This window comes from Miniimonas arenae (assembly GCF_006351005.1).
Lineage (GTDB): Bacteria > Actinomycetota > Actinomycetes > Actinomycetales > Beutenbergiaceae > Miniimonas > Miniimonas arenae.
Map to the genome: position 1 here is coordinate 1 of NZ_VENP01000001.1, position 25804 is coordinate 25804.

26 protein-coding genes are annotated in these 25804 nt (G+C 74.9%); 5 read left to right on the forward strand and 21 right to left on the reverse strand.

The features are described 5' to 3' along the window. Positions 1 to 531: 531 nt before the first annotated feature. The 10 genes from tyrS to argC all read right to left on the reverse strand — a co-directional run bounded on the left by tyrS (position 532) and on the right by argC (position 11251). Entirely contained in the window at positions 532 to 1878 is a 1347-nt protein-coding gene (gene tyrS / locus FH969_RS00005; protein ID WP_108719724.1) for a tyrosine--tRNA ligase, read from the reverse strand. A 48-nt stretch (positions 1879 to 1926) separates the two neighbouring features. Next, positions 1927 to 2568 carry a DNA-3-methyladenine glycosylase gene (locus FH969_RS00010; protein WP_234417992.1) on the reverse strand — a complete coding sequence of 214 codons (642 nt, stop codon included), beginning with the start codon at positions 2566 to 2568 and terminating at the stop codon, positions 1927 to 1929. Between the two features lie 136 nt (positions 2569 to 2704). Next, on the reverse strand, positions 2705 to 3397 hold the full coding sequence (locus FH969_RS00015) for a uridine kinase family protein (protein WP_246071605.1): 693 nt from the start codon (positions 3395 to 3397) through the stop codon (positions 2705 to 2707). Between the two features lie 16 nt (positions 3398 to 3413). After that, positions 3414 to 4814, reverse strand: a complete 1401-nt coding sequence (argH, locus tag FH969_RS00020) for an argininosuccinate lyase (protein WP_218975222.1) — start codon at positions 4812 to 4814, stop codon at positions 3414 to 3416. Between the two features lie 119 nt (positions 4815 to 4933). Continuing rightward, on the reverse strand, positions 4934 to 5533 hold the full coding sequence (locus FH969_RS00025; protein ID WP_108719723.1) for an arginine repressor: 600 nt from the start codon (positions 5531 to 5533) through the stop codon (positions 4934 to 4936). Then, entirely contained in the window at positions 5530 to 6654 is a 1125-nt protein-coding gene (gene argF, locus FH969_RS00030; RefSeq protein WP_139985277.1) for an ornithine carbamoyltransferase, read from the reverse strand. Before argF ends, FH969_RS00025 begins: the two co-directional genes overlap by 4 nt. Beyond that, entirely contained in the window at positions 6651 to 7925 is a 1275-nt protein-coding gene (locus FH969_RS00035; RefSeq protein WP_139985279.1) for an acetylornithine transaminase, read from the reverse strand. The genes argF and FH969_RS00035 overlap by 4 nt, the downstream gene beginning before the upstream one ends. Beyond that, positions 7922 to 8932 carry an acetylglutamate kinase gene (argB, locus tag FH969_RS00040; RefSeq protein ID WP_108720289.1) on the reverse strand — a complete coding sequence of 337 codons (1011 nt, stop codon included), beginning with the start codon at positions 8930 to 8932 and terminating at the stop codon, positions 7922 to 7924. Before argB ends, FH969_RS00035 begins: the two co-directional genes overlap by 4 nt. 20 nt (positions 8933 to 8952) lie before the next feature. Next, positions 8953 to 10125: a bifunctional glutamate N-acetyltransferase/amino-acid acetyltransferase ArgJ gene (gene argJ, locus FH969_RS00045; RefSeq protein WP_139985281.1), complete on the reverse strand. Its 1173-nt coding sequence runs from the start codon at positions 10123 to 10125 to the stop codon at positions 8953 to 8955. Between the two features lie 46 nt (positions 10126 to 10171). Then, positions 10172 to 11251: an N-acetyl-gamma-glutamyl-phosphate reductase gene (gene argC, locus FH969_RS00050; protein WP_139985283.1), complete on the reverse strand. Its 1080-nt coding sequence runs from the start codon at positions 11249 to 11251 to the stop codon at positions 10172 to 10174. A gap of 94 nt (positions 11252 to 11345) precedes the next feature. Here argC and FH969_RS00055 point away from each other — a divergent pair, with 94 nt between their 5' ends. After that, positions 11346 to 12326: a quinone oxidoreductase family protein gene (locus tag FH969_RS00055; RefSeq protein ID WP_108719718.1), complete on the forward strand. Its 981-nt coding sequence runs from the start codon at positions 11346 to 11348 to the stop codon at positions 12324 to 12326. Between the two features lies 1 nt (position 12327). Here FH969_RS00055 and FH969_RS00060 read toward each other — a convergent pair whose 3' ends face one another. The 5 genes from FH969_RS00060 to FH969_RS00080 form a co-directional block, all read right to left on the reverse strand. Beyond that, positions 12328 to 12855: a flavodoxin domain-containing protein gene (locus FH969_RS00060; RefSeq protein ID WP_108719717.1), complete on the reverse strand. Its 528-nt coding sequence runs from the start codon at positions 12853 to 12855 to the stop codon at positions 12328 to 12330. A gap of 88 nt (positions 12856 to 12943) precedes the next feature. Beyond that, entirely contained in the window at positions 12944 to 13822 is an 879-nt protein-coding gene (locus FH969_RS00065) for an SDR family oxidoreductase (RefSeq protein WP_108720288.1), read from the reverse strand. Beyond that, on the reverse strand, positions 13815 to 16484 hold the full coding sequence (pheT, locus tag FH969_RS00070; protein ID WP_139985285.1) for a phenylalanine--tRNA ligase subunit beta: 2670 nt from the start codon (positions 16482 to 16484) through the stop codon (positions 13815 to 13817). Before pheT ends, FH969_RS00065 begins: the two co-directional genes overlap by 8 nt. After that, positions 16484 to 17623: a phenylalanine--tRNA ligase subunit alpha gene (gene pheS, locus FH969_RS00075; protein WP_139985286.1), complete on the reverse strand. Its 1140-nt coding sequence runs from the start codon at positions 17621 to 17623 to the stop codon at positions 16484 to 16486. The genes pheT and pheS overlap by 1 nt, the downstream gene beginning before the upstream one ends. A 262-nt stretch (positions 17624 to 17885) precedes the next feature. Further along, positions 17886 to 18695: a TrmH family RNA methyltransferase gene (locus tag FH969_RS00080; RefSeq protein WP_376783474.1), complete on the reverse strand. Its 810-nt coding sequence runs from the start codon at positions 18693 to 18695 to the stop codon at positions 17886 to 17888. A gap of 70 nt (positions 18696 to 18765) precedes the next feature. Here FH969_RS00080 and FH969_RS00085 point away from each other — a divergent pair, with 70 nt between their 5' ends. Together FH969_RS00085 and FH969_RS00090 are read left to right on the forward strand one after the other, a co-directional pair. Continuing rightward, positions 18766 to 18930, forward strand: coding sequence for a ribbon-helix-helix domain-containing protein (locus FH969_RS00085; RefSeq protein ID WP_108719714.1), 165 nt, complete (start codon positions 18766 to 18768; stop codon positions 18928 to 18930). Continuing rightward, positions 18927 to 19796 carry a hypothetical protein gene (locus tag FH969_RS00090; RefSeq protein ID WP_139985288.1) on the forward strand — a complete coding sequence of 290 codons (870 nt, stop codon included), beginning with the start codon at positions 18927 to 18929 and terminating at the stop codon, positions 19794 to 19796. The genes FH969_RS00085 and FH969_RS00090 overlap by 4 nt, the downstream gene beginning before the upstream one ends. Before the next feature lie 130 nt (positions 19797 to 19926). Here the strand turns inward: FH969_RS00090 and rplT are convergent, their stop codons facing one another. The 3 genes from rplT to infC form a co-directional block, all read right to left on the reverse strand. After that, on the reverse strand, positions 19927 to 20310 hold the full coding sequence (rplT, locus tag FH969_RS00095; RefSeq protein ID WP_108719712.1) for a 50S ribosomal protein L20: 384 nt from the start codon (positions 20308 to 20310) through the stop codon (positions 19927 to 19929). 29 nt (positions 20311 to 20339) lie between these two features. Then, positions 20340 to 20534 (reverse strand): 50S ribosomal protein L35, encoded by a 195-nt coding sequence (rpmI, locus tag FH969_RS00100; RefSeq protein WP_108719711.1) that lies wholly within the window; start codon positions 20532 to 20534, stop codon positions 20340 to 20342. A 91-nt stretch (positions 20535 to 20625) separates the two neighbouring features. Then, positions 20626 to 21672 carry a translation initiation factor IF-3 gene (infC, locus tag FH969_RS00105; protein ID WP_246071606.1) on the reverse strand — a complete coding sequence of 349 codons (1047 nt, stop codon included), beginning with the start codon at positions 21670 to 21672 and terminating at the stop codon, positions 20626 to 20628. A 278-nt stretch (positions 21673 to 21950) separates the two neighbouring features. On the opposite strand from infC, the gene FH969_RS00110 reads away from it, so the two are divergent. Continuing rightward, positions 21951 to 22325 (forward strand): DUF1844 domain-containing protein, encoded by a 375-nt coding sequence (locus FH969_RS00110; RefSeq protein WP_139985479.1) that lies wholly within the window; start codon positions 21951 to 21953, stop codon positions 22323 to 22325. A gap of 35 nt (positions 22326 to 22360) precedes the next feature. Here the strand turns inward: FH969_RS00110 and FH969_RS00115 are convergent, their stop codons facing one another. The 3 genes from FH969_RS00115 to FH969_RS00125 are packed head-to-tail and all read right to left on the reverse strand — an operon-like array spanning position 22361 to position 24803. After that, positions 22361 to 23239: an ADP-dependent NAD(P)H-hydrate dehydratase gene (locus FH969_RS00115; RefSeq protein ID WP_342776981.1), complete on the reverse strand. Its 879-nt coding sequence runs from the start codon at positions 23237 to 23239 to the stop codon at positions 22361 to 22363. After that, positions 23232 to 23951, reverse strand: coding sequence for a histidine phosphatase family protein (locus FH969_RS00120; protein ID WP_139985292.1), 720 nt, complete (start codon positions 23949 to 23951; stop codon positions 23232 to 23234). The genes FH969_RS00115 and FH969_RS00120 overlap by 8 nt, the downstream gene beginning before the upstream one ends. A gap of 42 nt (positions 23952 to 23993) precedes the next feature. Further along, entirely contained in the window at positions 23994 to 24803 is an 810-nt protein-coding gene (locus tag FH969_RS00125; RefSeq protein WP_139985294.1) for an alpha/beta hydrolase, read from the reverse strand. A gap of 245 nt (positions 24804 to 25048) precedes the next feature. Here FH969_RS00125 and FH969_RS15035 point away from each other — a divergent pair, with 245 nt between their 5' ends. Further along, entirely contained in the window at positions 25049 to 25795 is a 747-nt protein-coding gene (locus tag FH969_RS15035; RefSeq protein ID WP_180359601.1) for a hypothetical protein, read from the forward strand. Positions 25796 to 25804: the final 9 nt, after the last annotated feature.

Below are 25804 nucleotides of genomic sequence, written 5' to 3' on the forward strand. Positions count from 1 at the left end.
TGTTGAGTTCTCAAACAACACACCACACCAGCCACACCAACCCACCAGGGCCAGCACCACCGGGGCAACCTCTCCAACTTACACCGGCCAGTTCGTGACTGTCAAATCGTCATTCGCTGATCTGTGTGAGTGGTGGATCTCCGTCCGGCTTGAGGCCGTCCGTTCCGATCCTGGCTGCAGCTCTCGAGTCCGGCTTTCGCTCGACCTCTCGGCGCAACGGGATGAAAACTTACGCGGTGATTCGCGCTCCCGCAAATCGAGTGAATCTCGGGCGTGTCGCGCACCCTCGACCACTGCTGACCTGCACGGATGCCGCCGGCGCCGGCCTTGGCGGGCGGCCGGCCGCACCGCCGTCGCGCTGACGGGGGCGTGTGGCGCGGACGACACTCCTACGACCGAGCGCGCCTGCTGCGCGCGCCGGCCGCGTCCCACCAACGTCACCGGTCGGTCCGCACTCCCGTCGAGCGCCCTCCGTGCGCCGGGTGGAGCGCGCGCCGGCGCTCGCACTCCACCCGGCAGGGCCTCGCTCGCTCAGGCGTCGGCGCGCGTGAGCACCCCGAGCGTGCGGCGCCCGCGGCGAACGAGGACGTGGCGCCCGTGCAGCAGGTCGTCCGCGCCGAGCGCGCGCTCGCCGTCGTCCTGCTTGACGTTGTTGACGTAGGCACCGCCCTCGGCGACGGCACGGCGAGCGTCGTTCCGTCCCCGCACCACGCCGGAGGCGACGAGCGCGTCGACCACGGTCGTCCCGGGCTGCCACGTCCCGCTCGGCAGCTCGGACACCGCGGCGTCCAGCACCCCCGCGTCCAGCTCACGCAGGTCGCCACGGCCGAACAGGGCCTGGCTCGCGCGTTCCACCGCCTCGGTGGCCGCGGCCCCGTGCACGAGCGTGGTGACGTCGCCCGCCAACGTGCGCTGGGCCAGGCGCGCGGCCGGCCGCTCGGCGTGCTCGGCGGCGATCGCCTCCAGCTCCTCCCGCGGCCGGAAGGTGAACGTCCGGAGCCAGCGCACGGCGTCGTCGTCGGCCGCGTTGACCCAGTACTGGTAGAACGCGTAGGGCGTCATCATGTCCGGCGCGAGCCAGACGGCTCCGCCCTCGGTCTTGCCGAACTTCGTCCCGTCCGCCTTCGTGATGAGCGGCGTCGTCCACGCGTGGACCGCGTGACCCTCCGCCTTGCGCACGAGTTCGACGCCGGCCAGGAGGTTGCCCCACTGGTCGCTCCCGCCGGTCTGGAGCGTGACGCCGTGCCGCCGGTACAGCTCGAGGAAGTCGTTGCCCTGGAGCAGCTGGTAGGAGAACTCGGTGAAGGAGATCCCCTCCTCCGACGCGAGCCGCCGGGCGACCGTGTCCTTCGCGAGCATCGTGCCCAGCCGGAAGTGCTTGCCGATGGTGCGCAGCAGGTCGATCGCCGTGAGGTCCCCGGTCCAGTCGAGGTTGTTCACCATCCGAGCCGCGTGCGGTCCGGTGAAGTCGAGGAACGGCTCGATCTGCGCACGCAGGCGGTCGGCCCAGCCCGCCACGACGTCGGCGGAGTTCAGCACGCGCTCCCCCGACTGGCGCGGGTCCCCGATGAGCCCCGTCGCCCCACCCACGAGCGCCACGGGGTTGTGCCCGGCGAGCTGCAGGTGGCGCAGCAGGATCAGCTGGACAAGGTGGCCGTGGTGCAGGCTCGGCGCCGTGGGGTCGAACCCCGCGTAGTAGGTCACCGGCCCGGCCGCGAGCGCGGCGCGCAGGGCGTCCTCGTCGGTGGTCTGCTGGAGGAGACCGCGCCAGCGCAGCTCCTCGATCAGGTCGGCGCCGGGGCGGGCGGCCTCGGCGGCGTGGTCGCCGTCGGGCAGGGCGGTCTCGGGCGTGGTGGTGGGGGCGTTCGTCTCGGTCATCTCGGTTCTCGTCGTCAGGAAGGTCACGGGGGCAGGGGTCGGCGGCGGCTAGACGGCGCGATATCGCGACACGGTCGTCTCCCCTGACAGCCAGTACCGCCAGGGGTACTCAGCACCGCTGCCGCCTGCGCCGGAGACACCGGTGCGCGGTCCGTGCTGCCACGGCCCCGGGCGCACCTCCGGCACGCGCAGCGAGGCGCTCACGTGTCCGGGCATCACGTGCCCGTCCTCGGCGTCGACGCTCGTACCGTCGTGCAGGCCAGTGAGGCCGAGCGCGGCGGCCAAGCGCGCGGGACCGCTCGCGAGGTCGCGGTCCTGCTTGGACGTCACGCGGCGGTGCCGAGCGAGCTCGTCGCCCCCGACCACCTCGCCGGCGCGCAGCAGCACGGCCGACGCCGTGCCCTCCGGCCCGGTCACGAGGTTGACGCACCAGTGCATGCCGTAGGTGAAGTACACGTAAAGCCGACCCGGCGGTCCGAACATGCTCGCGTTGCGCGCGGTGCGTCCGCGGTAGGCGTGCGAACCCGGGTCGTCCGAACCCCCGTAGGCCTCGACCTCCGTGAGCCGGACGGTCACCGTGCCCTCGGGCGAGGTCACCGAGAGGTGGGCCCCGAGCAGGTCGGGGGCGACCTCCAGGACGCTGCGCGCGTACCACGACCGCCCCGGCACGTAGAACGAACGGGGGGTCACCTGGCTCACGGCAGCGTCCTTCCTCTCTCGCTCTGCGGCCCGCCCGAGACCGGCAGAAATGACCCCGGCATCCTCCCACAGCAGCCGGGCGCGCCCTCCCATCGTCCGCCCCACGACCGCTCCGCCGGGGCCGCCCTCACGAGGCGGGCGGCCCGTGCACCCGGTCCGGCCACGGGCGCCCGCCGCCCCAGCGGACCACGGCGCCACGCTCGTCGAGCACGACGTCCGCCCTCGCCGTCGTGCCCTCGCGCGCCTCGAGCGTCGCCTCGTCCGCCATGAAGGCACGCCAGCTGGCCTCGAGCGCCTCGCCGTCGCGCGCGATCCCCCGGGCGAGACGCACGTCGTCGGGCGCGACCACGCGCACGACGAGCGCGGCGACGTCGTCGACCCCGCGCGGGGCGCTCCCGCACCCCTCGAGGATCACGACGGCGCAGCGCGGCACGCGCACGTGACCTCGCCATCCGCCCTCGATCCAGTCCCAGCGGCGGGCCTGCCCGTCCCGGCCGGCCGCCAGCGGGTCGACGACCTCCCGCAGCACGGTCCGCCCGACGTCGAGTAGACCCGTCCAGCCCTCGTACAGGTCGTCGAGGTGGACCACCGCGACGTCGGCGCCCGCGTCTGCCCACGCCTCGCGCAGCCGCTCCGCGAGCGTGGTCTTGCCCGCCCCGGCCAGGCCGTCGACGCAGACCAGGCGCGTGCCGGGGGTGATCTCGGGGCCGCGGGCGGCGAGGGCTGTCAGCGCAGCAACGACCTCGGCCGGCGCGCGCGGATCCTCGGGTCCGCCGGCGGCGCCGTCGGTCGCGCCGGGCGGAGGCACCGGCAGCGTCATGCGGATCGCCGCGCGGTCACTCGGCGTCGGCCCACTCCCGCAGCCACGCGGCGGCGTCGCCCGCGCTCGCGAGCTGCTCCACCACGCGCAGCGGCGCGGTGCCTCCCCGGCCGTTACGCGAGGCGATCGAGCCGGCGACCGTGAGCACCTCGCGCACCTGCGGCACCAGGCGCGGGGAGATGGCGGCCAGCTCGGCGTCGGCGAGCTCCTCCAGGCCGATCGGCGGGGTGTGCGCCTCGCACGCGCGCACGCACGCCCCGGCGAGCTCGTGCGCCTCCCGGAACGGCACGCCCTGGCGCACCAGCCACTCGGCCACGTCGGTCGCGAGCGAGTAGCCCTGGGGGGCGAGCTCGGCGAGCCGGTCGGTGTGGAACGTGAGCGTCGCGACCATCCCGGCGACGGCGGGCAGCAGGACCTCGAGCTGGTTGACCGCGTCGAACACGGGCTCCTTGTCCTCCTGCAGGTCGCGGTTGTACGCGAGCGGGAGGCCCTTGAGAGTCGCCAGGAGTCCGGTGAGGTCGCCGATCAGTCGCCCGGCCTTGCCACGCGCGAGCTCGGCGATGTCGGGGTTCTTCTTCTGCGGCATGATGCTCGACCCGGTCGAGTAGCCGTCGTCCAGCGTGACGAAGCCGAACTCCTTCGTCGCCCAGAGCACGACCTCCTCCGCGAGCCGGGACAGGTCGACGCCGATCATCGCCGCGACGAACGCGAACTCGGCCACCACGTCGCGTGCGGCCGTCCCGTCGATCGAGTTCTCCACGGACGTCGTGAAGCCGAGGTCGCGTGCGACGGCCTCGGGGTCGAGTCCGAGTGAGGACCCGGCCAGCGCGCCCGAGCCGTACGGCGAGACCGCCGCGCGGGCGTCCCAGTCGACGAGGCGGTCGACGTCGCGCAGGAGCGGCCACGCGTGGGCGAGCAGCTGGTGCGCGAGCAGGACGGGCTGGGCGTGCTGAAGGTGCGTCCGGCCGGGCATGGGCGCGTCGGGGTGCGCCGCGGCCTGGTCCACGAGCGCGTCCACGACGTCGAGCACACCGCCCGCGATCGTGCGCGCGTGGTCGCGCAGGTACATCCGCACGAGGGTGGCGATCTGGTCGTTGCGCGAGCGGCCCGCGCGGATCCGACCGCCGACCTCGGCGCCGACCCGTTCGATGAGGATCCGCTCGAGGGCCCCGTGCACGTCCTCGTCACCCGGGTCCGGGGTCAGCGCACCGGAGGCGACGTCGGCCGCCATGGCCTCCAGCGCGGCCAGCAGCGTGGCGAGGTCGGCGTCGGTGAGCAGGCCGGCGCGGTGCAGCGCGCGAGCGTGGGCACGCGAGCCGGCCAGGTCGACCTCGGCGAGGACCCAGTCGAACTGCGTGCTGCGCGACAGCGCGGCGAGCGCCGGGCTCGGGCCCGAGGCGAACCGGCCGCCCCACAGGGCGCCCGTGTTCGTGGTGCCGGGGGTCGCGTGGCCTGACTGCGCCGGCTCGTCGGCCGTCTGGTCGGCCGTCTGGTCAGCCCTCTGGTCGGCCGTCTGGTCGGCCGTCTCGTCGGTCGTCACGCGGTCGTCTCCTGGTGCTGGGCGGGGTCGGATGCGGGGGGCGCGCCGTGCGGCGCCGTCTCGGGTGCGCCGGTCGGTGCGCCGGCCTCGTCCGCGACGTGCGCCGCGAGCTCGAGCAGCCGCTCGACGACGAGCTGGGCGACGTCGGCGTCGCGCGTGATGACGAGCACGGTGTCGTCGCCGGCGATCGTGCCGAGGACTCCCGGCAGGATCGAGTGGTCGATCGCCGAGGCGAAGAAGTGAGCGGCGCCAGGCGGCGTGCGCAGCACGGCGAGATTGCCGCCGAACTCCGCGGACACGAGGAGGTCGGCCGCGAGACGCTCGAGCCGGCGGGCCAGCACGGTCTCCTGCTCCGCCAGGCGTGGGCCGTGGTAACCACCGCCCTCGGGCGGCAGCGTGTAGACGAGACCCTCCGGCGTGTGCACCTTGAGCGCGCGCAGCTCCAGGAGGTCGCGCGAGAGCGTGGCCTGCGTGACGCTCACGCCGTGCTCGGCGAGCGCCTGCGACAGGTCGCTCTGGGACCGGATCGTGCCCCGCACGATCGCCTGGGTGATGAGGGCCTGACGGGCCGCCTTCGTCGCCGGGATCTGACTCACGGCTCCTCCTCGAGGCCCGGACCTCGCGCGCCGGCCACCGTCGCTCCGGCCGCCGAGGCCGCCGAGTCCGCCGAGTCCGCCGCGTCCGCCGCGTCCGCCGCGTCCGCCGCGTCCGCCAGGCTGCGCCGCGCGAGGAACGTGAGCACCGCCTTCTGCGCGTGCAGCCGGTTCTCCGCCTCGTCCCACACCACCGCGCGAGGTCCGTCGAGCACCTCGGCCGAGATCTCCTTGCCGCGGTAGGCCGGCAGGCAGTGCAGCACCACGGCCGAGGGGTCGGCCACGTCGAGCAGGTCCTGGTCCAGCCGGAACGACACGAACGGCGCCTCGCGCAGCGCGGCCTCACTCTCCTGGCCCATCGACACCCACGTGTCGGTCGCGACCGCGTCGGCGCCGGCGACGGCGTGCCGCGCGTCGTGGTGCACCGCCACCGCGGCGCCCGTCTCGGCCGCGATGGCCTCGGCCCGGGCCAGGATGTCCGCCCGAGGGGCGTACTCGGGCGGGCAGCCGATGTGCACGTCCATCCCCGCGAGCGCGCCCGCGAGCAGGTAGGAGTGCGCCATGTTGTTGCTGCCGTCCCCGACGTAGGCGAACGTCCGCCCGGCGAGCGCCGGGCCGCGCGCCGTGAGGCCCCCGGTGTGCTCCGCGACGGTGAGTAGGTCCGCGAGGCCCTGGCACGGGTGGAAGTCGTCGGTGAGCGCGTTGACCACCGGCACGCCCGAGAAGGACGCCATCTGCTCCAGGTCGCGCTGGTGGAACGTGCGCCAGACGATCGCCGCGACCTGACGCCCCAGCACCCGCGCGACGTCCTCGACCGACTCGCGCGTCCCGATCCGCGCGAGACTGCCGTCCACCATGAGCGGGTAGCCGCCGAGCTCGGCGACGCCCGTCGTGAACGACACCTGGGTGCGCAGGGTCGGCTTGTCGAAGATGATCGCGACGCTGCGCGGCCCGGCGTAGGGCTGCTCGGCGTGCCGGTCGGACTTGAGCACGAGCGCAAGCTCGAGCACCTCACGCTGCTCGGCGCTCGTGAGGTCGTCGTCCGCGAGGAACGAGCGGGCTGCGGGCCGCGCGAGCGCCTGCGCCTGCGCCTGCGCCTGCGCCTGCGTCGAGTCGTCGGTCATCGCGTCTGCTCCTGGTCCGCGGCCCGGTCGAGCACGCTGTCGAGCGCGGCGGGCAGCGCCGCGGTGAACGAGGCCGCCTGGGCGGCCGTGAGGATGAGCGGCGGCGCGAGGCGCAGCGTCGTCGGCGTCGGGGCGTTCACGATGAAGCCCGCCTCGAGCAGCGCGGCCTGCACCGTGGGTGCCACGGCGGCGCCGAGCTCGACCCCGATGAGGAAGCCCTCGCCGCGCACCTCCCGCACCGCTGAGTGGGCGGCGGCGAGCTCCTCGCGCCATGACGCGCCCAGGTAGCGGACGTGCTCGAGCAGGCCGTCGCGCTCGATGACGTGCAGCGTCGCGAGCGTCGCCGCGGCCGCCACCGGGTTGCCCCCGAAGGTCGTGCCGTGGTTGCCCGGGCCGAACAGCGCGCCGGCCGGTCCGAACCCGATCGCCGCACCCACCGGGAAGCCGCCGCCGAGGCCCTTGGCGAGCGTCACGACGTCGGGCGTGACGCCCTCGCCCACCTGGGGCAGCTGACTGGCCAGCCACGCGCCGCAACGCCCGACGCCGGTCTGCACCTCGTCGAGCACGAGCAGCGCGCCGCTGCGCCGGGTCAGCTCGCGCGCCGCCGCGAGATACCCGGCGCGGTGCGGCCGCACACCCGCCTCGCCCTGGATCGGCTCGATCACCAGCGCCGCGACGTCACCTGCCGCGAAGGCCGCCTCGAGGGCGGCGACGTCGCCGAACGGCACGAACTCCACGCCGCCCGGCAGCGGCTCGAACGGCTCGCGGTACGCGGCCTTGGAGGTGAGCGACAGCGCCCCCATCGACCGACCGTGGAACGCCCCCTCGAGCGCGAGCACCCGGTGCGTGCCCGTGGCACGCCCGTGCAGCCGGATCATCTTGAGCGCGGCCTCGTTCGCCTCCGTGCCGGAGTTGCTGAGGAACACCCGGGAGCCGTCCTGCGCGCCCGCGCCGGTCAGGTCGAGGAGCCGCTCGGCCATGGTGACCTGGGTGGGGGTCGCGAAGAAGTTCGAGACGTGCCCGAGGGTGCCGAGCTGGGCCGAGATGGCCGAGACCAGCGTGGGGTGGGCGTGCCCGAGCGCGTTCACCGCGATGCCGGCGAGCAGGTCGAGGTAGCGTCCGCCGTCGGCGTCCCACACGTAGGCGCCGTCTCCGCGCACGAGCACGCGCTGCGGTGCGCCGAAGGTGTTCATCAGCGCTCCCGCGTACCGCGCCCCGATCTCCGCACCCGATCCGCGGACCGCTGTGCTCGCCGTCGTGACCTCGCTCATGCGAGCCCTCCCGTCTGTACCGACACGGCGTCCGCGCTCTCCAGCTCGGCCGGGCGCGAGCCCGGCAGCACCATCGTGCCGACGCCGTCGCTCGTGAAGATCTCCAGCAGCAGCGCGTGCGGCGCGCGCCCGTCGATGACGTGCGCGCGGCCGACGCCGCCGGTCACGGCCCGCAGGCACGCCTCCATCTTCGGCACCATGCCGGAGGACAGCGTCGGCAGCATCGGGGCGAGTTCGACGGCGCCGATCCGGCGCACGAGCGAGCCGCGGTCCGGCCACGCGGCATAGAGCCCCTCGACGTCGGTGAGCACCACGAGCTTCTCGGCACCGAGCGCGACGGCGAGGGCCGCGGCCGCCGTGTCGGCGTTGACGTTGAGGATCTGGGTCGGGTCGGACTCGTCCACCGCGATCGTGGACACCACCGGGATCCGGCCCGCCGCGAGCAGGTCCGTGACCGCCGCCGGGTCGACGCTCGTCACGTCCCCCACGAGGCCGACGTCGACCTCGACCCCGTCGACGACGGCGGAGCGCCGCGACGCGCGGAACAGGCCGGCGTCCTCCCCGCTCAGGCCCACGGCGAGCGGGCCGCGCGCGTTGAGCATCGTGACGAGGCGGCGCTGCACCTGACCGGTGAGCACCATCCGCACGACGTCCATCGCCTCGGGCGTCGTCACCCGCAGGCCGCCGCGGAACTCCGAGGCGATCTGCAGCCGGGCGAGCATGTCGCTGATCTGCGGGCCGCCGCCGTGCACCACGACGGGCCGCAGGCCCACCCGGCGCAGGAACTGCACGTCCTGGGCGAACGCCCGCTCCAGCTCGGCGTCGACCATGGCGTTGCCGCCGAACTTCACGACGACGACGGCGCCGGCGAACTTCTCCAGCCACGGGAGCGCCTGCACGAGCACCTCCGCCTTCTGGTAGGCGAACAGGTCTCGCTCGGTGTCGAAGTAGAAGTCGGAGCTCTCGCCCCCACCGTCGTCGTCGCTCACCACCGTCTGCGCGGCCATCCCGGTCTCCGTCCGTCGCGTCACGTCGAGTAGGCGCTGTTCTCGTGCACGTAGTCGTGCGTGAGGTCGTTGGTCCACACCGTCGCCTCGCTGTCGCCGGCGTGCAGGTCGATCCGGATGTGCACCTCGCGCGCCGCGGCGAGGTCCACGAGCGAGCGGTCCTCGCCGACGCCGCCCGCGCGGCACACCTGGACGCCGTTGATCGCGACGTCCAGCGTCAGCGGGTCGTACGGCGCGACCTCCTCCGGCACCGTGCCGACGGCCGCGAGCACGCGGCCCCAGTTCGGGTCGTTGCCGAACACGGCCGCCTTGAGCAGGTTGGACCGGGTCACGGCCCGCGCGACGGCCACGGCGGCCTGCTCGCTCGAGGCGTGCACGACCGTCACGGCGATGTCGTGGCTCGCGCCCTCGGCGTCGGCCACGAGCGCGCGGGCGAGCTCGCCGCACGCCCGCTCGAGCGCGACGGCGAACGCGGCCTGGTCAGGCGTCTCACCGCTGGCTCCCGAGGCGAGCAGCAGCACCGTGTCGTTGGTCGACATGCAGCCGTCGGAGTCGACGCGGTCGAACGTGCGCGCCGTCGCGGACCGCAGCGCCGCGTCCGCCTGCTCGGCGTCGAGCACGGCGTCGGTGGTGAGCACGACGAGCATCGTGGCGAGGCCGGGCGCGAGCATCCCGGCGCCCTTCGCCATCCCCCCGATCGACCAGGACGCGCCGTCGGGCGCGGGCACGTGGGTGCGCTTGGGCACGGTGTCGGTCGTCATGATGGCCGTCGCGGCGTCGTCCCCGCCGTCGGGCGAGAGCGCAGCCGCGGCCGCGTCGACCCCGGCCAGCAGCGTGTCCATCGGCAGCCGTTCGCCGATCAGGCCGGTCGAGCAGACGAGCACGTCGCCGAAGTCCACGCCGAGCGCCGCGCCCACGTGCTCCGCGGTGCGGTGCGTGTCGGCGAACCCCTCGGGACCCGTGCACGCGTTGGCGCCGCCGGAGTTGAGCACCACGGCGCGCGCCACGCCGTCGCCCACGGCGACGCGCGACCACGTCACGGGGGCGGCGACCACCCGGTTGGAGGTGAACACGCCGGCCGCGACGGCGAGCGGACCGTCGTTCACGACGAGCGCGAGGTCGGGCCGGCCGGACGGCTTGAGGCCGGCGGTGACGCCGGCGGCCCGGAACCCGGCGGGGGCGGTGACGGTCATGCGGTCCTCCTGGTGCGCGTGCGCGAGCGCGTGCGCGTCGAGCGTGTCACGGGGCCACGCCGAGGAGCGGCAGGCCCGCCGTCTCGGGCAGGCCGAGGGCGAGGTTGAGGGACTGCACGGCGGCGCCGGCGGTGCCCTTGACGAGGTTGTCCAGCGCGCAGGTGATCACGGCGCGGCCGGCCCGCTCGTCAAGCGCGACCTGCACGAGCACGGTGTTCGCCCCGACGACCGACGCGCTGGTGGGCTGCTGCCCCTCCGGCGGCAGGTGCACGAAGGGCTCGTCGTCGTAGGCGGTGGCCCACGCGTCGCGCAGCTGCGCCGCGGTGGTGCCCTCGGCGACGGGCGCGGTGACGGTCGCGAGGATGCCCCGGGACATCGGCACGAGCACGGGCGTGAAGGACAGCCGGACCTGCTGCGCGCCCGCGACCTGCAGGTTCTGCACGATCTCGGGGTTGTGCCGGTGCGTGCCGCCCACGCCGTAGGGCACGGCCGCTCCGTGCGCCTCGCTCGCGAGCAGGTGGGTCTTGGGCGCCTTGCCGGCGCCGGAGTACCCGACGGCGAGCACGGCCACGACGTCGTCGCTCGCCACGAGGCCGGCGGCCACGCCGGGCTGCAGCGCGAGCGTCACCGCGGTGACGTTGCAGCCCGGGACGGCGACGCGGCGCGTGTCGGCGAGCAGCGCGCGCTGCGCGCTCGCCGTCCGCTCCCCCGCGTGCAGGAGCTCTGGCATGCCGTAGGTCCAGGTCCCCGCGTGCTCGCTGTGGTAGTAGTCCCGCCAGGCCTGGGGGTCCACGAGCCGGTGGTCCGCGCCGACGTCGAGCACGAGGACGTCGGGGTCGACCTCGGCGAGCGCGGCGGCCACGGCACCGGAGGCGCCGTGCGGCAGGGCAAGGAACACGACGTCGTGCCCCGCCAGCGCGGGCGCTGAGGTGGCGTCGAAGCGGCGGCCGACGATCGCGGGGTGCGCTGCGAGGTGCGGCTGGTGCGCCGCGACGCTCTCGCCCGCGTTGCTGTGCGCCGTGAGCGCACCGAGACTCAGGTCCGGGTGGGCCAGGACGAGGCGGGCGATCTCGCCGCCGGCGTAGCCACTGGCCCCGGCGATCGCAACGGATACGGTCACGCGCATAACTATACACACGAGGGTGGGCGGCGCCGTCCCACGACGTGAGCCACCCTGATCGGACGCACCGCATCGTGGGCACGCGCGTAGGTTGACGACCATGAAGGCGATCCAGGCCCGCGCGGCGGGCGACCCCGACGTCCTTGCCCTCGTCGACCTCCCCGACCCCGAGCCCGGCCCGGGCGAGCTGCTCGTCGAGGTGGCCGCGGCAGGCGTGAACTTCATCGACACGTACCGGCGCTCGGGCGTGTACCCCGTGCCCTTCCCGCACGTCCCGGGCAGCGAGGGCGCCGGCCGCGTGGTCGCGGTGGGCGACGGCGTCGCGGACGTCGCGGCCGGGGACCGGGTGGCGTGGAGCGATGCGGCCGGCTCGTACGCCGAGCGGGTCCTCGTCCGCGCCGACCGTGCGCTGCCCGTGCCCGACGGCGTGCCGGACGACGTCGCGGCCGCACTCCCCCTCCAGGGCATGACGGCGCACTACCTCGTCGCGTCCACGTTCCCGCTCGAGCCGGGTCACCAGGTTCTCCTGCACGCGGGAGCCGGCGGGGTCGGCCTCCTGCTCACCCAGCTCGCGGTGTCCCGTGGAGCACGTGTGGTCTCCACCGTGTCGACCGAGGAGAAGGCAGAGCTCGCGCGCGCGGCGGGTGCCGCGGAGGTCATCCGGTACGACCAGCTCGAAGACCTGACCCGCGAGCTTCCGCCGCTCGTGCGCGAGGCCACCGACGGCGGCGCTCACGTGGTGTACGACGGCGTGGGGCGCGCCACGTTCGACGCCTCCCTTGCGAGCCTGCGTCGCCGCGGGCTGCTCGTGCTGTTCGGCGGGTCGAGCGGTCAGGTGCCGCCGCTGGACCTGCAGCGGCTCAACGCCGCCGGATCCTTGTTCGTCACCCGGCCCACGCTCGGCGACTACGTCGCCACCACCGAGGAGCTGCGCGAGCGCGGGTCGGCGCTGTTCGACGCGGTGCTCGACGGCTCGCTCGACGTCCGCATCGGGGCGCGCTTCCCGCTCGGCGAGGCAGCACAGGCGCACCGCGACCTCGAGGGCCGGCGCACCACCGGCAAGGTGCTGCTGGAGCCGTGAGTCAGGCGGAGCCGAGGCCCGCCGAGGGTGCGCTCGCGAGCGCGGGGTCCGCCGCGACCGCACCCGCCCAGGCGCGCACGCCGTCCCAGTCGGTGAACTCACCCTCCTTGGCGCGCACGACGGCGAGCAGCGAGCGCTCACGCATCGAGAGCGCCGAGCGGTCGATGATGCCGGCGAAGGTCACCCGAGCGCTGGCCGTCGCGGTCGTCCGCGGAGCCGTCACCGCCGGGTCCAGCACGTCCGGCGTGACGTCCAGCACCCCGACCGCGAACGCGTAGGTCCGCACGCCGCGCTCGATGAGCAGGGCCTGGGCGATCGTGGCGCGGGCGAGCCAGCTGCCGGTGTACACGGATCCCCCGATGACGGCGGCGTCGATGTCGGCGGTCTGGAGGACGGCCGCGACGTCGTCGTCCTCGAACACCTCCAGGCGCGTGACCACGTGACCTGCGTCCGCCAGCACACCTGCGATCACGTCGCCGATCCGCGTGGTCGCGCCGTGTCGGGACGCGGTCGCCACGAGGATCCTCATGGCGATCAAGGATTCCTCGACCCGTGTGCGACCGCGTGGGCCGAAGGTCCCGCACCCGTCGAGCACGCCGCGACCGCTCGCACTGACCTCAGCGCGCGGGCGGGACCAGACCCTCGCCGGCGTTCGGGTCGTCCTCGCCCCACGGGGTGATCCCCAGCCGGCGCGCCCCCGGCGCAGGGGTGCCGTGCGCGCGGAGGCTCGTGACGTCGTCGTGCGTGACGCGCAGGTAGCGCCCGGACCAGTCGTCGAGCTCACCGCGGCCGATGGCGGCGACGAGGTCCACCGTGCGCTCGACGGGCGTGAACTCGGTCCTGTTGCGGTGCACGAGCATCGACGTCGACATTCGCGTCTCGACCGTGCCCGGCGCGACGCCGAACGCGCGCAACCCACGCGCGAACCCCGCCTCGTGCACGTGCCCGACCAGCCGCAGCTGGCCCGCCTTCGTCGCCGTGTAGGCGGAGGCCACGTCCCAGTCGCGCGCCCCGGCGCCCGAGACGATGTCGACCGTCCGGCCACCGCCGCGCGCCACCATCGCGGGCAGCACGGCGCGCGAGACGTGGAAGGACCCGAGGAGGTTCGTCGCGACGACGCCGTGCCACTGCTCGACGTCGGCCTCCCACAGCGGGACCTCGGCATCGATGCGGCCGGCGTTGTTGACGAGCAGGTCCACCGGGCCGAGGTCGGCGACGAGGGCCGCGACGGCGTCGCGCACGGCCTCGGCGTCGCTCACGTCGGCGACGGCGAACGCGGCCCGTCCCCCGGCCGCGGTGAGCTCGGCCGCCGCCTCGGCGAGCGCCTCGCCGTCGCGCGCGAGCAGCCCGACGCGCAGCCCGGCGCGCGCCAGGCCGAGGGCCACCGCGCGGCCGATGCCGCGCGAGGCACCGGTGACGAGCGCGACCTCGGCCGGAGCCGGGCTGACGGCGGGCGTGCCGCCGTCGGCCGTGTCGTCCGCCGTGGCGTCAGCCACGGAGCACGCCGCCCACGCGCTCGGCCGCGAGGCGCACGACGGCGTCACGCACCTGCGCCGTCTCGGCGGCCGTGAGAGTGTGGTCACCCGCCCGAAGCCGCAGCGCGAACGCGAGCGACTTGCGGCCCTCGCCGACCTGGTCCCCGACGTAGACGTCGAACAGCTCGACCGACTCCGCGAGGTCGCCCGCGGCCTCGAGCACCACCTGGCGCACGTCCTCCGCGGGCACGTCGGCGGCCACGACGAGCGCGACGTCCTCCTTCGCCAGCGGGTACGTCGAGAGCTTCCCGGCGAGGGCGACCGCGTCGCGGGCGTGCTCGCACAGCGCGTCCAGGTCGAGCTCGAGGGCCGCCGAGCGACGCGGCAGCGCGAACGCGGCCGCGACCTTCGGCGCGAGCTCCCCCACGTGACCGAGCACGAGGTCCTCGGGTGCGTCGGCACCCGTCAGCACGACCTCGGCGCACCGCCCGGGGTGGAACGGGGCCCACGGCTCGGGCACGGGGCGCGCCCGCAGCCGCACGTCGGCACCGAGCGCGGCCGCGAGACGGTGCACGACGCCGATGAGCGCCTCCGCATGCTCCGCCGAGGTGGCCGAGCCGACCGGGCCGCCCAGCACGGCGGCGACGTGGCGCTCCTGGGCCGGCACCGACTTCAGCACCGCCGCGAGCACGTCCGGCTCGGGCCGGACGCCGCCGGGCGGCAGGACCCCGGGGCCACCGGGACGCGCGTGCGTCACCGAGCCCGTCTCGAAGACGGCCACCTCGGTGGCGCCGCGGGCGATGTTCCGCGCCGCGACCGGCAGGAGCGTCGCGAGCAGGCTCGTGCGCAGCTCGGGCTGGTCCTCGGTGAGCGGGTTGGCGAGTCTCTCGGCCCCGCGGCGCGGGTCCTCGGCCGGCTCGCCCAGCTGGTCGTGCACGTGCGGGGACACGAACGGGTACGACAGCACCTGCACGAGCCCCGACTCGGCCAGCGTGCGCTCGGCCGAGCGGCGCAGCCGCTGCGAGCGGGTCAGCCCGGTGCCGACCTGGGCGTGCGGGAGCACGGAGGGCACCTGGTCGTACCCGCGCAGCCGGACGACCTCCTCGATCAGGTCGACGGCCGCCGTGAGGTCCGGACGCCAGGTCGGGGGCACGACGACGAGCTCACGGTGGTCCGCCGTCGTGCTGCCGTTCGCCACCTCCACCACGATGTCGGTGACGGACGCGCCGAGTTGAACGAGGACGTCGTGCACCTCGTCGTAGGTGTAGGCGACGCCCACGCGCGCGGAGACCGAGGCGGGGTCGAGCGTGATCGGGGCGGGCGCCGTCGTGCGGTCGACGTCACCGACCCGGGCGTCGTCGGCCACGCCGCCGCCGTAGCGGACGAGCAGGTCGACGACGCGCTGCGCGGCGACCGCCTGCAGCCGCGTGTCGACGCCGCGCTCGAAGCGCCGCGAGGCCTCGCTCGGCAGCTTGTGCCGGCGGGCGGACCGGGCGATCGTGATCGGGTCGAAGTGTGCGGCCTCGACGAGGACGTCCGTCGTGGTCGCCGTCACCTCGGTGCTCTCCCCGCCCATGACGCCCGCGATGCCGATCGCCCGCTCGCCGCGCGCACCGGCCGGGGAGTCGGTGATGAGGAGGTCCTCGGCGTCGAGCGCGCGGTCGACGCCGTCGAGGGTCGTCATCCGCTCGCCGGGGCGCGCCCGGCGCACCACGATCGGGGCGTGCACGGTCGCGAGGTCGTAGGCGTGCAGGGGCTGCCCGAGGTCGAGCATCACGTAGTTCGTGGCGTCGACGGCGAGCGAGATCGGACGCATGCCGGCCTGCCGGAGGCGGCGCTGCAGCCACTCCGGGCTGGGCGCGGCCGCGTCCACGCCGCGCACCACGCGCGTGACGAACCGGTCGCAGCCGGGCACGCCGTGGATCGGGGCGGCGTCCTCGAACGCGACCTCGAAGGCCTCGGGCGTGGTGGGCGGCACCGCGGGGCCGCTGCCGGCCGGTGCGGACAGGCCCGGGTCGACGAACCGCGCGCCGGTGGCGTGGCCGTACTCGCGGGCGACGCCGCGCACGCTGAAGCAGTAGCCCCGGTCCGGGGTCACGTTGATCTCGAGCACCTCGTCGGCCAGACCGAGCAGCGCGAGGGCGTCGGAGCCGGGCTCGGGGGCCTCGGGCGCGGCGTCGGCGCCCTCGGAGGCGGCGTCGGCGCCCTCGGAGGCGGCGACGGAGACCGACCCGCGGGCGAGCACGATGATGCCGTGCTCGCCGTCGTCCTCCAGGCCGAGCTCGGCGGCGGAGCAGATCATCCCGTCGGACACGTGCCCGTACGTCTTGCGCGCGGCGATCGCGAAGTCGCCGGGCAGCACCGCGCCGGGCAGCGCCACGACGACCGTGTCACCGGCGTCGAAGTTGTGGGCGCCGCAGATCACGCCGCGCGGCACCACCGCCCCGGCGTCGTCCCGCTCACCGGTGTCCACCTGGCACCAGTTGACGACCTTGCCGTTCTTCTGCGGCTCGGGCGTGCGCTCGAGCACGCGGCCGACGACGACCGGGCCCGTGACGCCGCTGGTGTGGACGGCCTCCTCCTCCAGCCCGACCCGGACCAGGTCCGCGGCCAGCTGGTGCGCGGTGCGGTCGGCGGGCAGCTCGACGTGCTCGGCGAGCCACGGCAGCACGACGTACGGCATCAGGCCACTCCTCCGGTCTCGCCCGCCAGCGCGAACGCGCGCGAGAACCGCGCGTCGCCCTCGAGCAGGTCACGCATGTCCTCGATGCCGTAGCGCAGCATCACCGCTCGCTCGATGCCCATCCCGAAGGCGAAGCCCTGGTAGACGTCGGGATCCACACCGACCGAGCGCAGCACGTTCGGGTTGACCATCCCGCAGCCGCCCCACTCGATCCAGCCCGCCCCGCCCTTCTTCTGCGGGAACCACAGGTCCATCTCGGCGCTCGGCTCGGTGAACGGGAAGAAGCTCGGCCGGATCCGCGTGCGGGCCTGAGGGCCGAACATCGCGCGCGCGAAGTGGTCGAGCGTGCCCTTGAGGTGCGCCATCGTGAGGCCCTTGTCGATCGCGAGCCCCTCCACCTGATGGAAGACCGGCGAGTGCGTCGCGTCGAGCTCGTCGGTGCGGAACACCTTGCCCGGGCACGCGATGTAGACGGGCAGGTCGCGCTCGAGCAGCGCGCGCGCCTGCACCGGCGAGGTGTGCGTGCGCAGCACGAGGTGCGCGTCCTCGGCGGGGTCGGTGGCGCCGTCGGGCCCGGTCGGGTTCGCGAGGAAGAACGTGTCCTGCATCTGCCGCGCCGGGTGGTCCGGGCCGAAGTTGAGCGCGTCGAAGTTGAACCACTCGTGCTCGACCTCGGGACCCTCGGCGATCTCCCAGCCCATCGCGACGAAGAGGTCGGCGACCTCCTCCGCGATCCGCGCGATGGGGTGGCGGGCGCCGACCTGACCGGTGCTCGCGGCGCCGGCGCGGCCGCGGGCAGCGGCGAGCGTGACGTCGATCGTCTCCTCGCGCAGGATCTGCTGCGCCCGCTCGTCCTCGAGCACGGCCTCCCGCGCCTGGACGGCGGCGGTGACCTGGCCGCGCGCGCCGCCGAGCAGGCGGCCGGCGGCGGCCTTCTCGGAACCCGGCAGGTCCTTGATCCCGCGGTTGGCGAGCGCGAGCGGGCTGCGGTCGCCCGTGTGGGCGAGCCGCGCCTCCTTCAGCTCCTCGAGCGTGCCCGCACGCTCGACGGCGAGCAGGGCCTCCTCGACGGCGCGCGCGACTCCCGCGGAGTCGGTGGGGTCGAGGGCGCTGTCGTCGGCGCCGTTCTCGGTGGTCATGCGGGTCCTTCCGGAGTCGGTCGCGCGTGCGCGCCAGTCAGCGGCGGGGTTCGGGGCGCGTCCGGCACGGCCGGCGGCACCCCTCGGCACGGGCGAGTGCAGCGACAATCCTGCCACGGTGACCACCGAGGGCCGCCCCGGCCGCCGGGCGTCGGCGCGGCCGTTGGGAACCGGGCTCGGCCCCAGCTCGGTCCCAGCTCGGGCCCAGCACGGTCCGAGGTCCGGTCCCGAGCCCCGTCGCGCGCTCGGTCCCGGGACGGGCTCACCTCGAGCGGGCGTGCGCGAGCGAGGAGGCGTACAGCGTGATCGTGGCCGCCATCGCGACGTTGAGGCTCTCGGCCCGGCCGCGCAGCGGCACCCGGACCGTCGCGTCGGCGAGCGCCCGCGCGTCGTCGGAGAGCCCGTGCGCCTCGTTGCCGAAGATCCACGCCGTGGGGCGGTCGAGCAGGCTGGTGCTCTCGATGTCGTGCTCGCCCTGGCCGTCGGCTGCGAGAACGTCGAGGCCGGCGCCGCGCAGCGTCGAGACGACGTCGGCGAGGCCGACGCCGGAGATCACCGGCAGGTGGAACACGGAGCCGGCACTGGAGCGCACGACCTTGGGCGACGTCACCTCGACGCTGCCCGTGGTGAGGACCACCGCGTCGGCCCCGGCAGCGTCGGCAGCGCGGATGATCGTCCCCGCGTTGCCCGGGTCACGCACCTCCTCGCACACCGCGACGAGGCGAAGGCGACCCAGGTCAAGCGCCGACAGGTCGCTCGCCCGCAGGTCGAGCACGGCGAGCACGCCCTGGGCGTCAGCAGACATGCGCTCGAGCGCCTCGGTCGACGTCGGGTGCACGTACAGGCCGGCGTCGAGTGCGGCGTCGACGATCTCGGGCCAGCGGCTGGACGCCTGCTGCGTCACGTAGACGTCGCGCACGTCCGCTGCCGCGTACCGCACGGCCTCGCGCACCGACTGCGGGCCCTCGGCGACGTACCGGGAGGTGCGCAGCCGCGCAGCGCGCTGCCCGAGCGCGCGCACGCCCGCAACGCGCTCCGAGCGAGCGTTCGTCAGCGGGTCGGTCAGCGGCACGTGCGCAGTCTCCCATGCACGCTCACGAGAGACGGTCGCTTCCGTCGCTCTAGGTTGCTAGCATGCTGGCATGAATCCGGTGACCGAGGAGTCTCCGCCCCGCAAGGTGCAGTTCAACGTCTACCTGCCGCCGGACCTCGTCCGCGCGGTCAAGCACCGCAGCATCGACGAGGGGCTGTCCCTGTCCGAGCTCGTGCGCCAGGCGCTCGAGCGCTATCTCGAGGAGGAACGATGATCGTCCGACCCATCCACCGCACGAGCGAGCTCGCGCGCTGGCGGGAGCTCGCCGTCGCGCTCGGCGGCGTCGTCACGCACGAGTCCGACGGCTGGATCGAGCTCACGTACGGCTCCGGTGCGCTCGCGCTGCACCACGCCGAGGCCGGCGCACCCGACGACGGCGTCACCGACCTGCGACTTCTCGTCGAGGAGGACAGCCTGCCCGCGCTCGAGCGCCGGCTGGGTCCCGCCCTGGCAACGCACGGCGCGCGGCTCGAGCGTCGCGTCATGGGGCACGGCGAGGAGCTGCGCGTGATCGCGGCCGACGGCGCGGTCGTGACGTTCGATCCGGTGCTCGCGCCGGCAGCCGAGCCGCCCGCCGCGCACTCCCCCGCAGACCCGGCACCCGCGGGCCCGACGCCCACGACGGCGGTGCAGGCGATCTGGTACACCCCGGTCGTCCAGGAGGCCGCGGACCTGCTCGAGACGCTCGGGCTGCGGCGTCGGATCGCCTCCGACTCCGGCGGCTGGGTCGACCTGCGAGCCGACGGCGGGGGGCTCGCCGCGGTGCACGCCGGACGGACGGTGGGAACCGAGCTGGCCTTCGAGATCGCCGGACCCGGCGCCGTCGGCGACGCCGGAGCAGGCGACGGCGACGGCGGGCTGCTGCACGAGCTGCACGCGCGACTCACCGCGAGCGGCCACGACGCCGCGCTCATCGACGAGAGCTACGGCGTCACGCTGCGCGTGGCCAACCCCGACGCGCCCGACGACGTCGACGCTCGGATCTGGGTCAGCGAGTGGCAGGGCGAGCTGTACGGCTACACCGTCGCCCACGACGACGGCGCCGTCGACGACGCCGAGCACGAGACCGCGGCCGGCTGACGCCCGCGGCGGCGCGGGCGCCCCAGCGGGCGCCCCGACGGGCGCGCCCGACCCGATCGGCGAACGAGCGCCCGCGCACGAGAAACGGCCCGTCCCCCGAGGGGGACGGGCCGTGTCGTCTCGCAGGAGGTCAGGCCGCCTTGGGGGCGTTGACGTCCTCGGGGAGCGCCTTCTTGGCCAGCTCCACGAGCGCCGTGAACGCCGCGGGGTCGTTGACCGCGAGCTCGGCGAGCATGCGACGGTCGACCTCGATCTCCGCGGCCTTGAGGCCCTGGATGAACCGGTTGTACGTGATGCCGTTGGCGCGGGCCGCGGCGTTCACACGCTGGATCCACAGGCGACGGAAGTCACCCTTGCGGGCGCGACGGTCGCGGTAGGCGTAGCCGAGGGAGTGGGTGACCTGCTCCTTGGCCTTGCGATACAGACGCGAGCGCTGCCCGCGGTAGCCGGACGCCTGCTCGAGAACGACCCGGCGCTTCTTGTGGGCGTTGACCGCCCGCTTCACGCGTGCCACGTGAGTCTCCTTCTAGTAGTACGCGCGGCTCAGCGGCCGAGCAGCTTCTTGATCTTGCGGACGTCGGCGCTGTCCACGACCTGGTCGGAGGACAGGCGGCGCTTGCGGGTGGAGGTCTTGTGCTCGTTGAGGTGACGGATGCCCGTCTGCTCGCGCATGATCTTGCCGCTCCCGGTCACCCGGAAACGCTTCTTGGCACCGGAGTGCGTCTTGTTCTTCGGCATCTCGCCATCCTCGGTAGGGCCGCACCGTGCGGTGCGGGGCTTGCGGGTCGTGCGGGCGGGGATCCGCCCGGCAGGTGCCGGCCGGAGCCGGTCAGGACTTGGGTCGCGGTGCGGGCCGCGCGGGACGCGGTGCACCGGGCTTGGGAGCCGCGGGCCGGGGGGCCTGCGGCCGGGGTGCGGCCGACGACGTCGTGCTCGCCGTGCCAGCCTGCTCGCTCGGCCGGGAGGCGGGTCGCGGAGCCGGACGCGGCGTGGCGGGACGCGGGGCCGCGGGGGCCTTCGCGGCCGGGGCGCTCGCCTTGGCCGGCGCGCTGACCGGTGCGGGCTCGCTCACCTCGGCGACCTCCTCGACGTCGTCGCCCTGCGGCGCGACGGCCTCGGCCCGGGTCTCGGCCGGCGCCGCGGGAGCCTCGACCGTCGCGGGCGTGGCGGTCTCGGCGACCTGCTCGGCCGCCGGGGCCTCGACGACGGACTCGGGCTCGGGTGCCGGCGCCGCCGCTGCGCTCCGGTCGCCGTCCGCGGGCGACGCCACCGGGGCGTCCTCGCGGGTGCGCTCGGCGCGAGCCTTGCGCTGCTCCTGGATGGCGTCGGCCTTCCGCTTGGTCGGCGCGATGACCATCGTCATGTTTCGCCCGTCCAGCCGCGGCGAGGACTCCACCGTGCCCAGCTCGGAGACGTCCTCGGCGAGCCGCTGCAGCAGGCGCATGCCCATCTCCGGACGGGACTGCTCCCGGCCGCGGAACATGATCATGACCTTCACCTTGTCGCCGGCCTTGAGGAACCGCTCGACGTGGCCCTTCTTGGTGCCGTAGTCGTGCGGGTCGATCTTGAGCCGGAAACGGATCTCCTTCAGCACGGTGTTGGCCTGGTTGCGGCGCGCGTCGCGCGCCTTCTGGGCCGTCTCGTACTTGAACTTCCCGAAGTCCATGAGCTTGCAGACCGGGGGGCGCGCGTCCGGCGCGACCTCGACCAGGTCGAGGTCCGCCTCCTCGGCGAGGCGAAGCGCGTCCTCGACGCGAACGATGCCGACCTGCTCACCGTTCGGGCCGACCAGACGTACCTCGGGCACGCGGATCCGCTCGTTGATGCGGGGCTCGCTGATGCTGTGCTCCTTGGGTCTCTCGTCGGATGACCTCACGCACAGGAAAGGCCCCCGCACGTGAGCGCATGCGGAGGCCTCGAGCTCGGCGCACCGGGGTGCACCTGCTGGGGTGCGCGACGGCGTCGCGAACCCCGACCGAGGACCTGCTCCCCGTCGCCGCGAGGGCCGGGAGCGAGGTGGGAGGATCTCCACTTGCGCACCGATCTCGCCGTCGTGCGCCGCCGGACGGCGGGCATGAGTGAGCGTGACCGGTTGGTCGACATGCAAGACTACCAGACGTGACCGATCCCCACTCCACCGCCGCCGACGCGCCCGTGGCGGGCGGCTCCGACGAGGCCGTGGCGGGCGGCTCCGACGAGGCCACCCGCGACATCGCCGACGTCCCCGCCGTCGAGATCATCAGCTCCGCGGCCGTCCACCTCATGAGCGCGGCCGCCGTGAAGTGCGGCCTCGCGCCCGACTCCGACGACGTGCGGGGCGCCGACCTGCGCGACCTCGACGAGGCGCGCAAACTCATCACGGCGCTCGCCGGACTGGTCACCGCCGGAGCCACGGAGATCGGCGACCGGCACGCGCGCCCGCTGCGGGACGGCCTGCGCACGCTGCAGCTCGCGTTCCGCGAGGCCTCGCCCTACCCCGACGCACCGGGCGACGGCCCCGGCGAGAAGTGGACCGGCCCGGTCCGCTGACCCGCGGTCGCTGACCTCCTCGGGCGCGGTGTCGCTCAGCTCACCTCGCGCACCGCGAGCGCGAGCTCCGGGGCGAGCTCGCGGGCGAGGAAGCCGAGCCCGAGCCGTTCGGTGAGGCGCTCGCCGGCCCGCGCGTGCACCCAGGTCCCCCACACCGCGGCGCGCGCGAGGTCGAGCCCGCGGGCCGCGAACCCGGCGATCGCGCCGGACAGCACGTCCCCGCTGCCCGAAGTGCCCAGGCCGGGGCCGCCGTCGGGCACCCGCCACACGTGGCCGGTCGGGTCGGCGACCGTGCCGTAGCACGTCACGACGGCGCCGTACCGGCGCGCCACCTCGACGACGTCGGCGAGCTCGTCCCCGTCGGAGCCGTCGGACTCGCCGTCGGAGCCGTCGGACTCGCTGTCGGATCCGGCCTCCCGCAGCAGCGTGAGCTCCTCGCGGTTCGGCGTGAGCACGAGGCGCTCGGGCAGCGCCGACCGCTCGGCTCGAGGCAGGACGCCGAGGCCCCACGCGTCGAGCACGAGGCACCTCGGGTGTGCCTCGGCGACGGCGACGAGCGTGGCCAGGGTCTCCTCGGCGTCGTCGAAGCCCGGCCCGAACAGGACCGCGTCCGCCGCCGCGAGCTGGTCGCGCGGCGGCCCCTCGACCGGATCGGTCGGGTCGTCCGGGAGGGCGAAGATCGCGGCCTCCGGCAGGACGGCGCCGAGCTGGGCGTCGATCGACCCGGGCGCGAGCACGGCGAGCCGGCCCGCGCCGACCCGGAGCGCCGCCTCGCCGGCCAGCATGACGCCGCCAGGCGTGCGGCGCGACCCGCCGACGACGACGACGTCGCCGCGGTCCTTCTTCGACTCCCCCGGGTCGGGCAGCCCCCACGAGCGCAGCAGCTCGGCTGTGACGGAGACCGGCTCACGCATGGTCGACATCGGGGCTTCCCGGGTGCACGGTGACGTCGGCGCCCTCGCGCTGCAGGTGGTCGACGTCGGAGAACACCGCGAGCTGCCAGCCCTCCTCCGTCAGCTCCACGCGGGTGAGGGACGCGTTGAGCACCGTGTGCTCCGCCGCGAACGGCATGAGCTCCTCCTCGGTCATCCCCAGCAGCGCGGCCACCACGAGCATCACGACGGCGTCGTGCGCGACGACCATCGCCGTGCCCTCGGGCGTGGCGAGGGCGTCGTGCAGGAAGGACCGCAGCCGCAGCTGGACGTCCGCCCACGACTCCCCGCCGGGTGGGCGGTGGTAGTACTTCCCCAGCCGGCGCCGCCGCTCCGCCTCCTCGGGGTACCGCGCCTGGACGCCCCGCCAGGTCAGCAGGTCGAGCACGCCGAGCTCGCGGTCCCGCAGCCGTTCGTCCACGCGCGCCGGTGCGTCCAGGTCGGCCGCGGCGATCTCGAGCGTCTGCCGTGCCCGGCGGTACGGCGACACGAAGAACACGTCGATCCCGGTGCGGTGCTCCGTGAGCCACGCCCCGAGGGCCTCGGCCTGCTCGACCCCGACGTCCGACAGCGGCACGTCGGCGTCGCGCAGGTCGAGCTCGATCCGCTCGAGCCCCGCGCGCTCGGCGCTCGTCGCGGCCTGGTTGCCGACGCTCTCGCCGTGCCGGACGAGCCAGATCGTGTGGAGCGTCATGCCGCCAAGGCTAGCCACCCGGGTGGCGAGGGCGCGTCGCGCTCAGGCTGAGGCGGTGCCGGGCGCGGTCCCGGGTCCGCGGTCGGCCCCGGCCAGGGGCAGCCAGGCGAGCACGTCCTGGATGCGCGCGTCCCAGTACCCCCACTCGTGCTGCCCCGGGCCGAACGACGTGGTCACGTCGATCCCGCGCTCGGCCGCGACGGCGAGGAAGGACTCCTGCATCGGCCACAGGTCGTCCTCGGTGCCGCAGGCGACCATGAGGGCGGGCAGCGCCGCCGGGTCGGCCTCGCGCAGCAGGTGCAGCAGGTCGGCCCCTGTGCCCTGGACGTCTGCCTCGCCGAACGCGTTCGTGTAGAAGTCCTCGCGCGCGTCGCGGACGAACGGGTGCGCGATGTCGAGCGCGCCGGACAGCGACGCGGCCGCCGCGAACCGGTCGGGCCGGGCGAGCCCGAGCCGCATGGCGCCGTAGCCGCCCATCGACAGGCCCGCGACGAACGTGTCCTCGCGCCGGCTCGACACCCGGAACAGCTGCTGGACGATCGCCGGCAGCTCCTCGCTCACGTAGGTCCAGTACCGCTCACCGTGTGCCATGTCCTGGTAGAAGCTGCGCTCCACGCGTGGCATCACGACGGCGATCCCGTAGTCGGCCGCGTAGCGCTCGATCGAGGTGCGGCGCAGCCAGATGGTGTCGTCGTCGGAGAGGCCGTGCAGCAGGTAGAGGACGGACGGGTCCGCCGCGGTGCGTGTGCCGCTCATCCCGATCTGGGCGTTCGTCGCCTGCGGCAGGATCACTGTGAGCGAGGTGCTCATGAGCAGGGACTCGGAGAAGACGTAGGTGTGCGCGAGAGCCATGGCCGCAGTCTCGCCCATCCGACCGCGGTGGCGGCACCGAACACGCACCGCAGACGGGTCGAGCACCCGGTCGCGCCGACTCGTCGCCGGACCGCCGGGCGCGTCTGCGCCGCGATCCGCCGCTACCCGCCCGGCCCGTCCGCCCTGCGACACCGGCGCGCGCCTCGCCGGGTCGTCGAAGCCTGGTTGCTAGCGTCGAGACCAGGTCGTCCTGGCCGGGGCGGCCCCCCTGTTGAGGAGCAGTCATGTCAGCGCAGCCCACGTCCGCCCGCCCGACCTCCCCTCTCGCCGCGCTCACCGAGGCGGCCTCGCGCGCGCTCGGCGTCAGCCGGGTGTTCGGCGACCCGATCGAGACCCCCGCGGGCAGCGTGATCCCGGTCGCCACCGTCTTCGGCGGCCACGGCCTCGGGTTCGGCGAGGGCGACTTCACGGCCGCGGCCGCCGCCGGTGCCGGGGCCGACACCGACGCCGGTGACGGTGCGGCCAGGCCCGCCGGCTCCTCCCCCAGCGGGTCGGGCGGCGGCGGCGGGTTCGGGGTCGTCGGGTGGCCGGCGGGCGCGTACGTCACGACGAACGGCGAGACGCGGTGGCGCCCCGCGGTCGACGCCAACCTCGTCATCCTCGGCACGGCCGCGTTCGCCGGTGCCGTGGTGGCGTCCGTCGCGGCGGTCGCCGCGGCCACGGTCGTCACGCGGGGCGCGACGACGATCGCGACCGCCGGGTTCGCCGCCTTCGCCTCGGCCGCGGGCTCCGCCGCCGGCGCGTTCGGCGCGGCGACCGACCGCGTGAGCCAGGCCTTCACCTCGGTGGCAGGCTCGGCCGCCGGCGCTTTCGGCACCGCGACCGAGAAGGCCGGCGAGGCGTTCGTGGCCGGGGCCAACGCGGCGGCGCAGGCCGCGCTCGGCGTGAGCGAGCACGGCGCGCAGGCCCTGCGCGACACCGTGCCGACGACGGCGGAGAAGGTCGCCCACGCGATCGGCCGGCGCCGGTAGGCGCTGCGG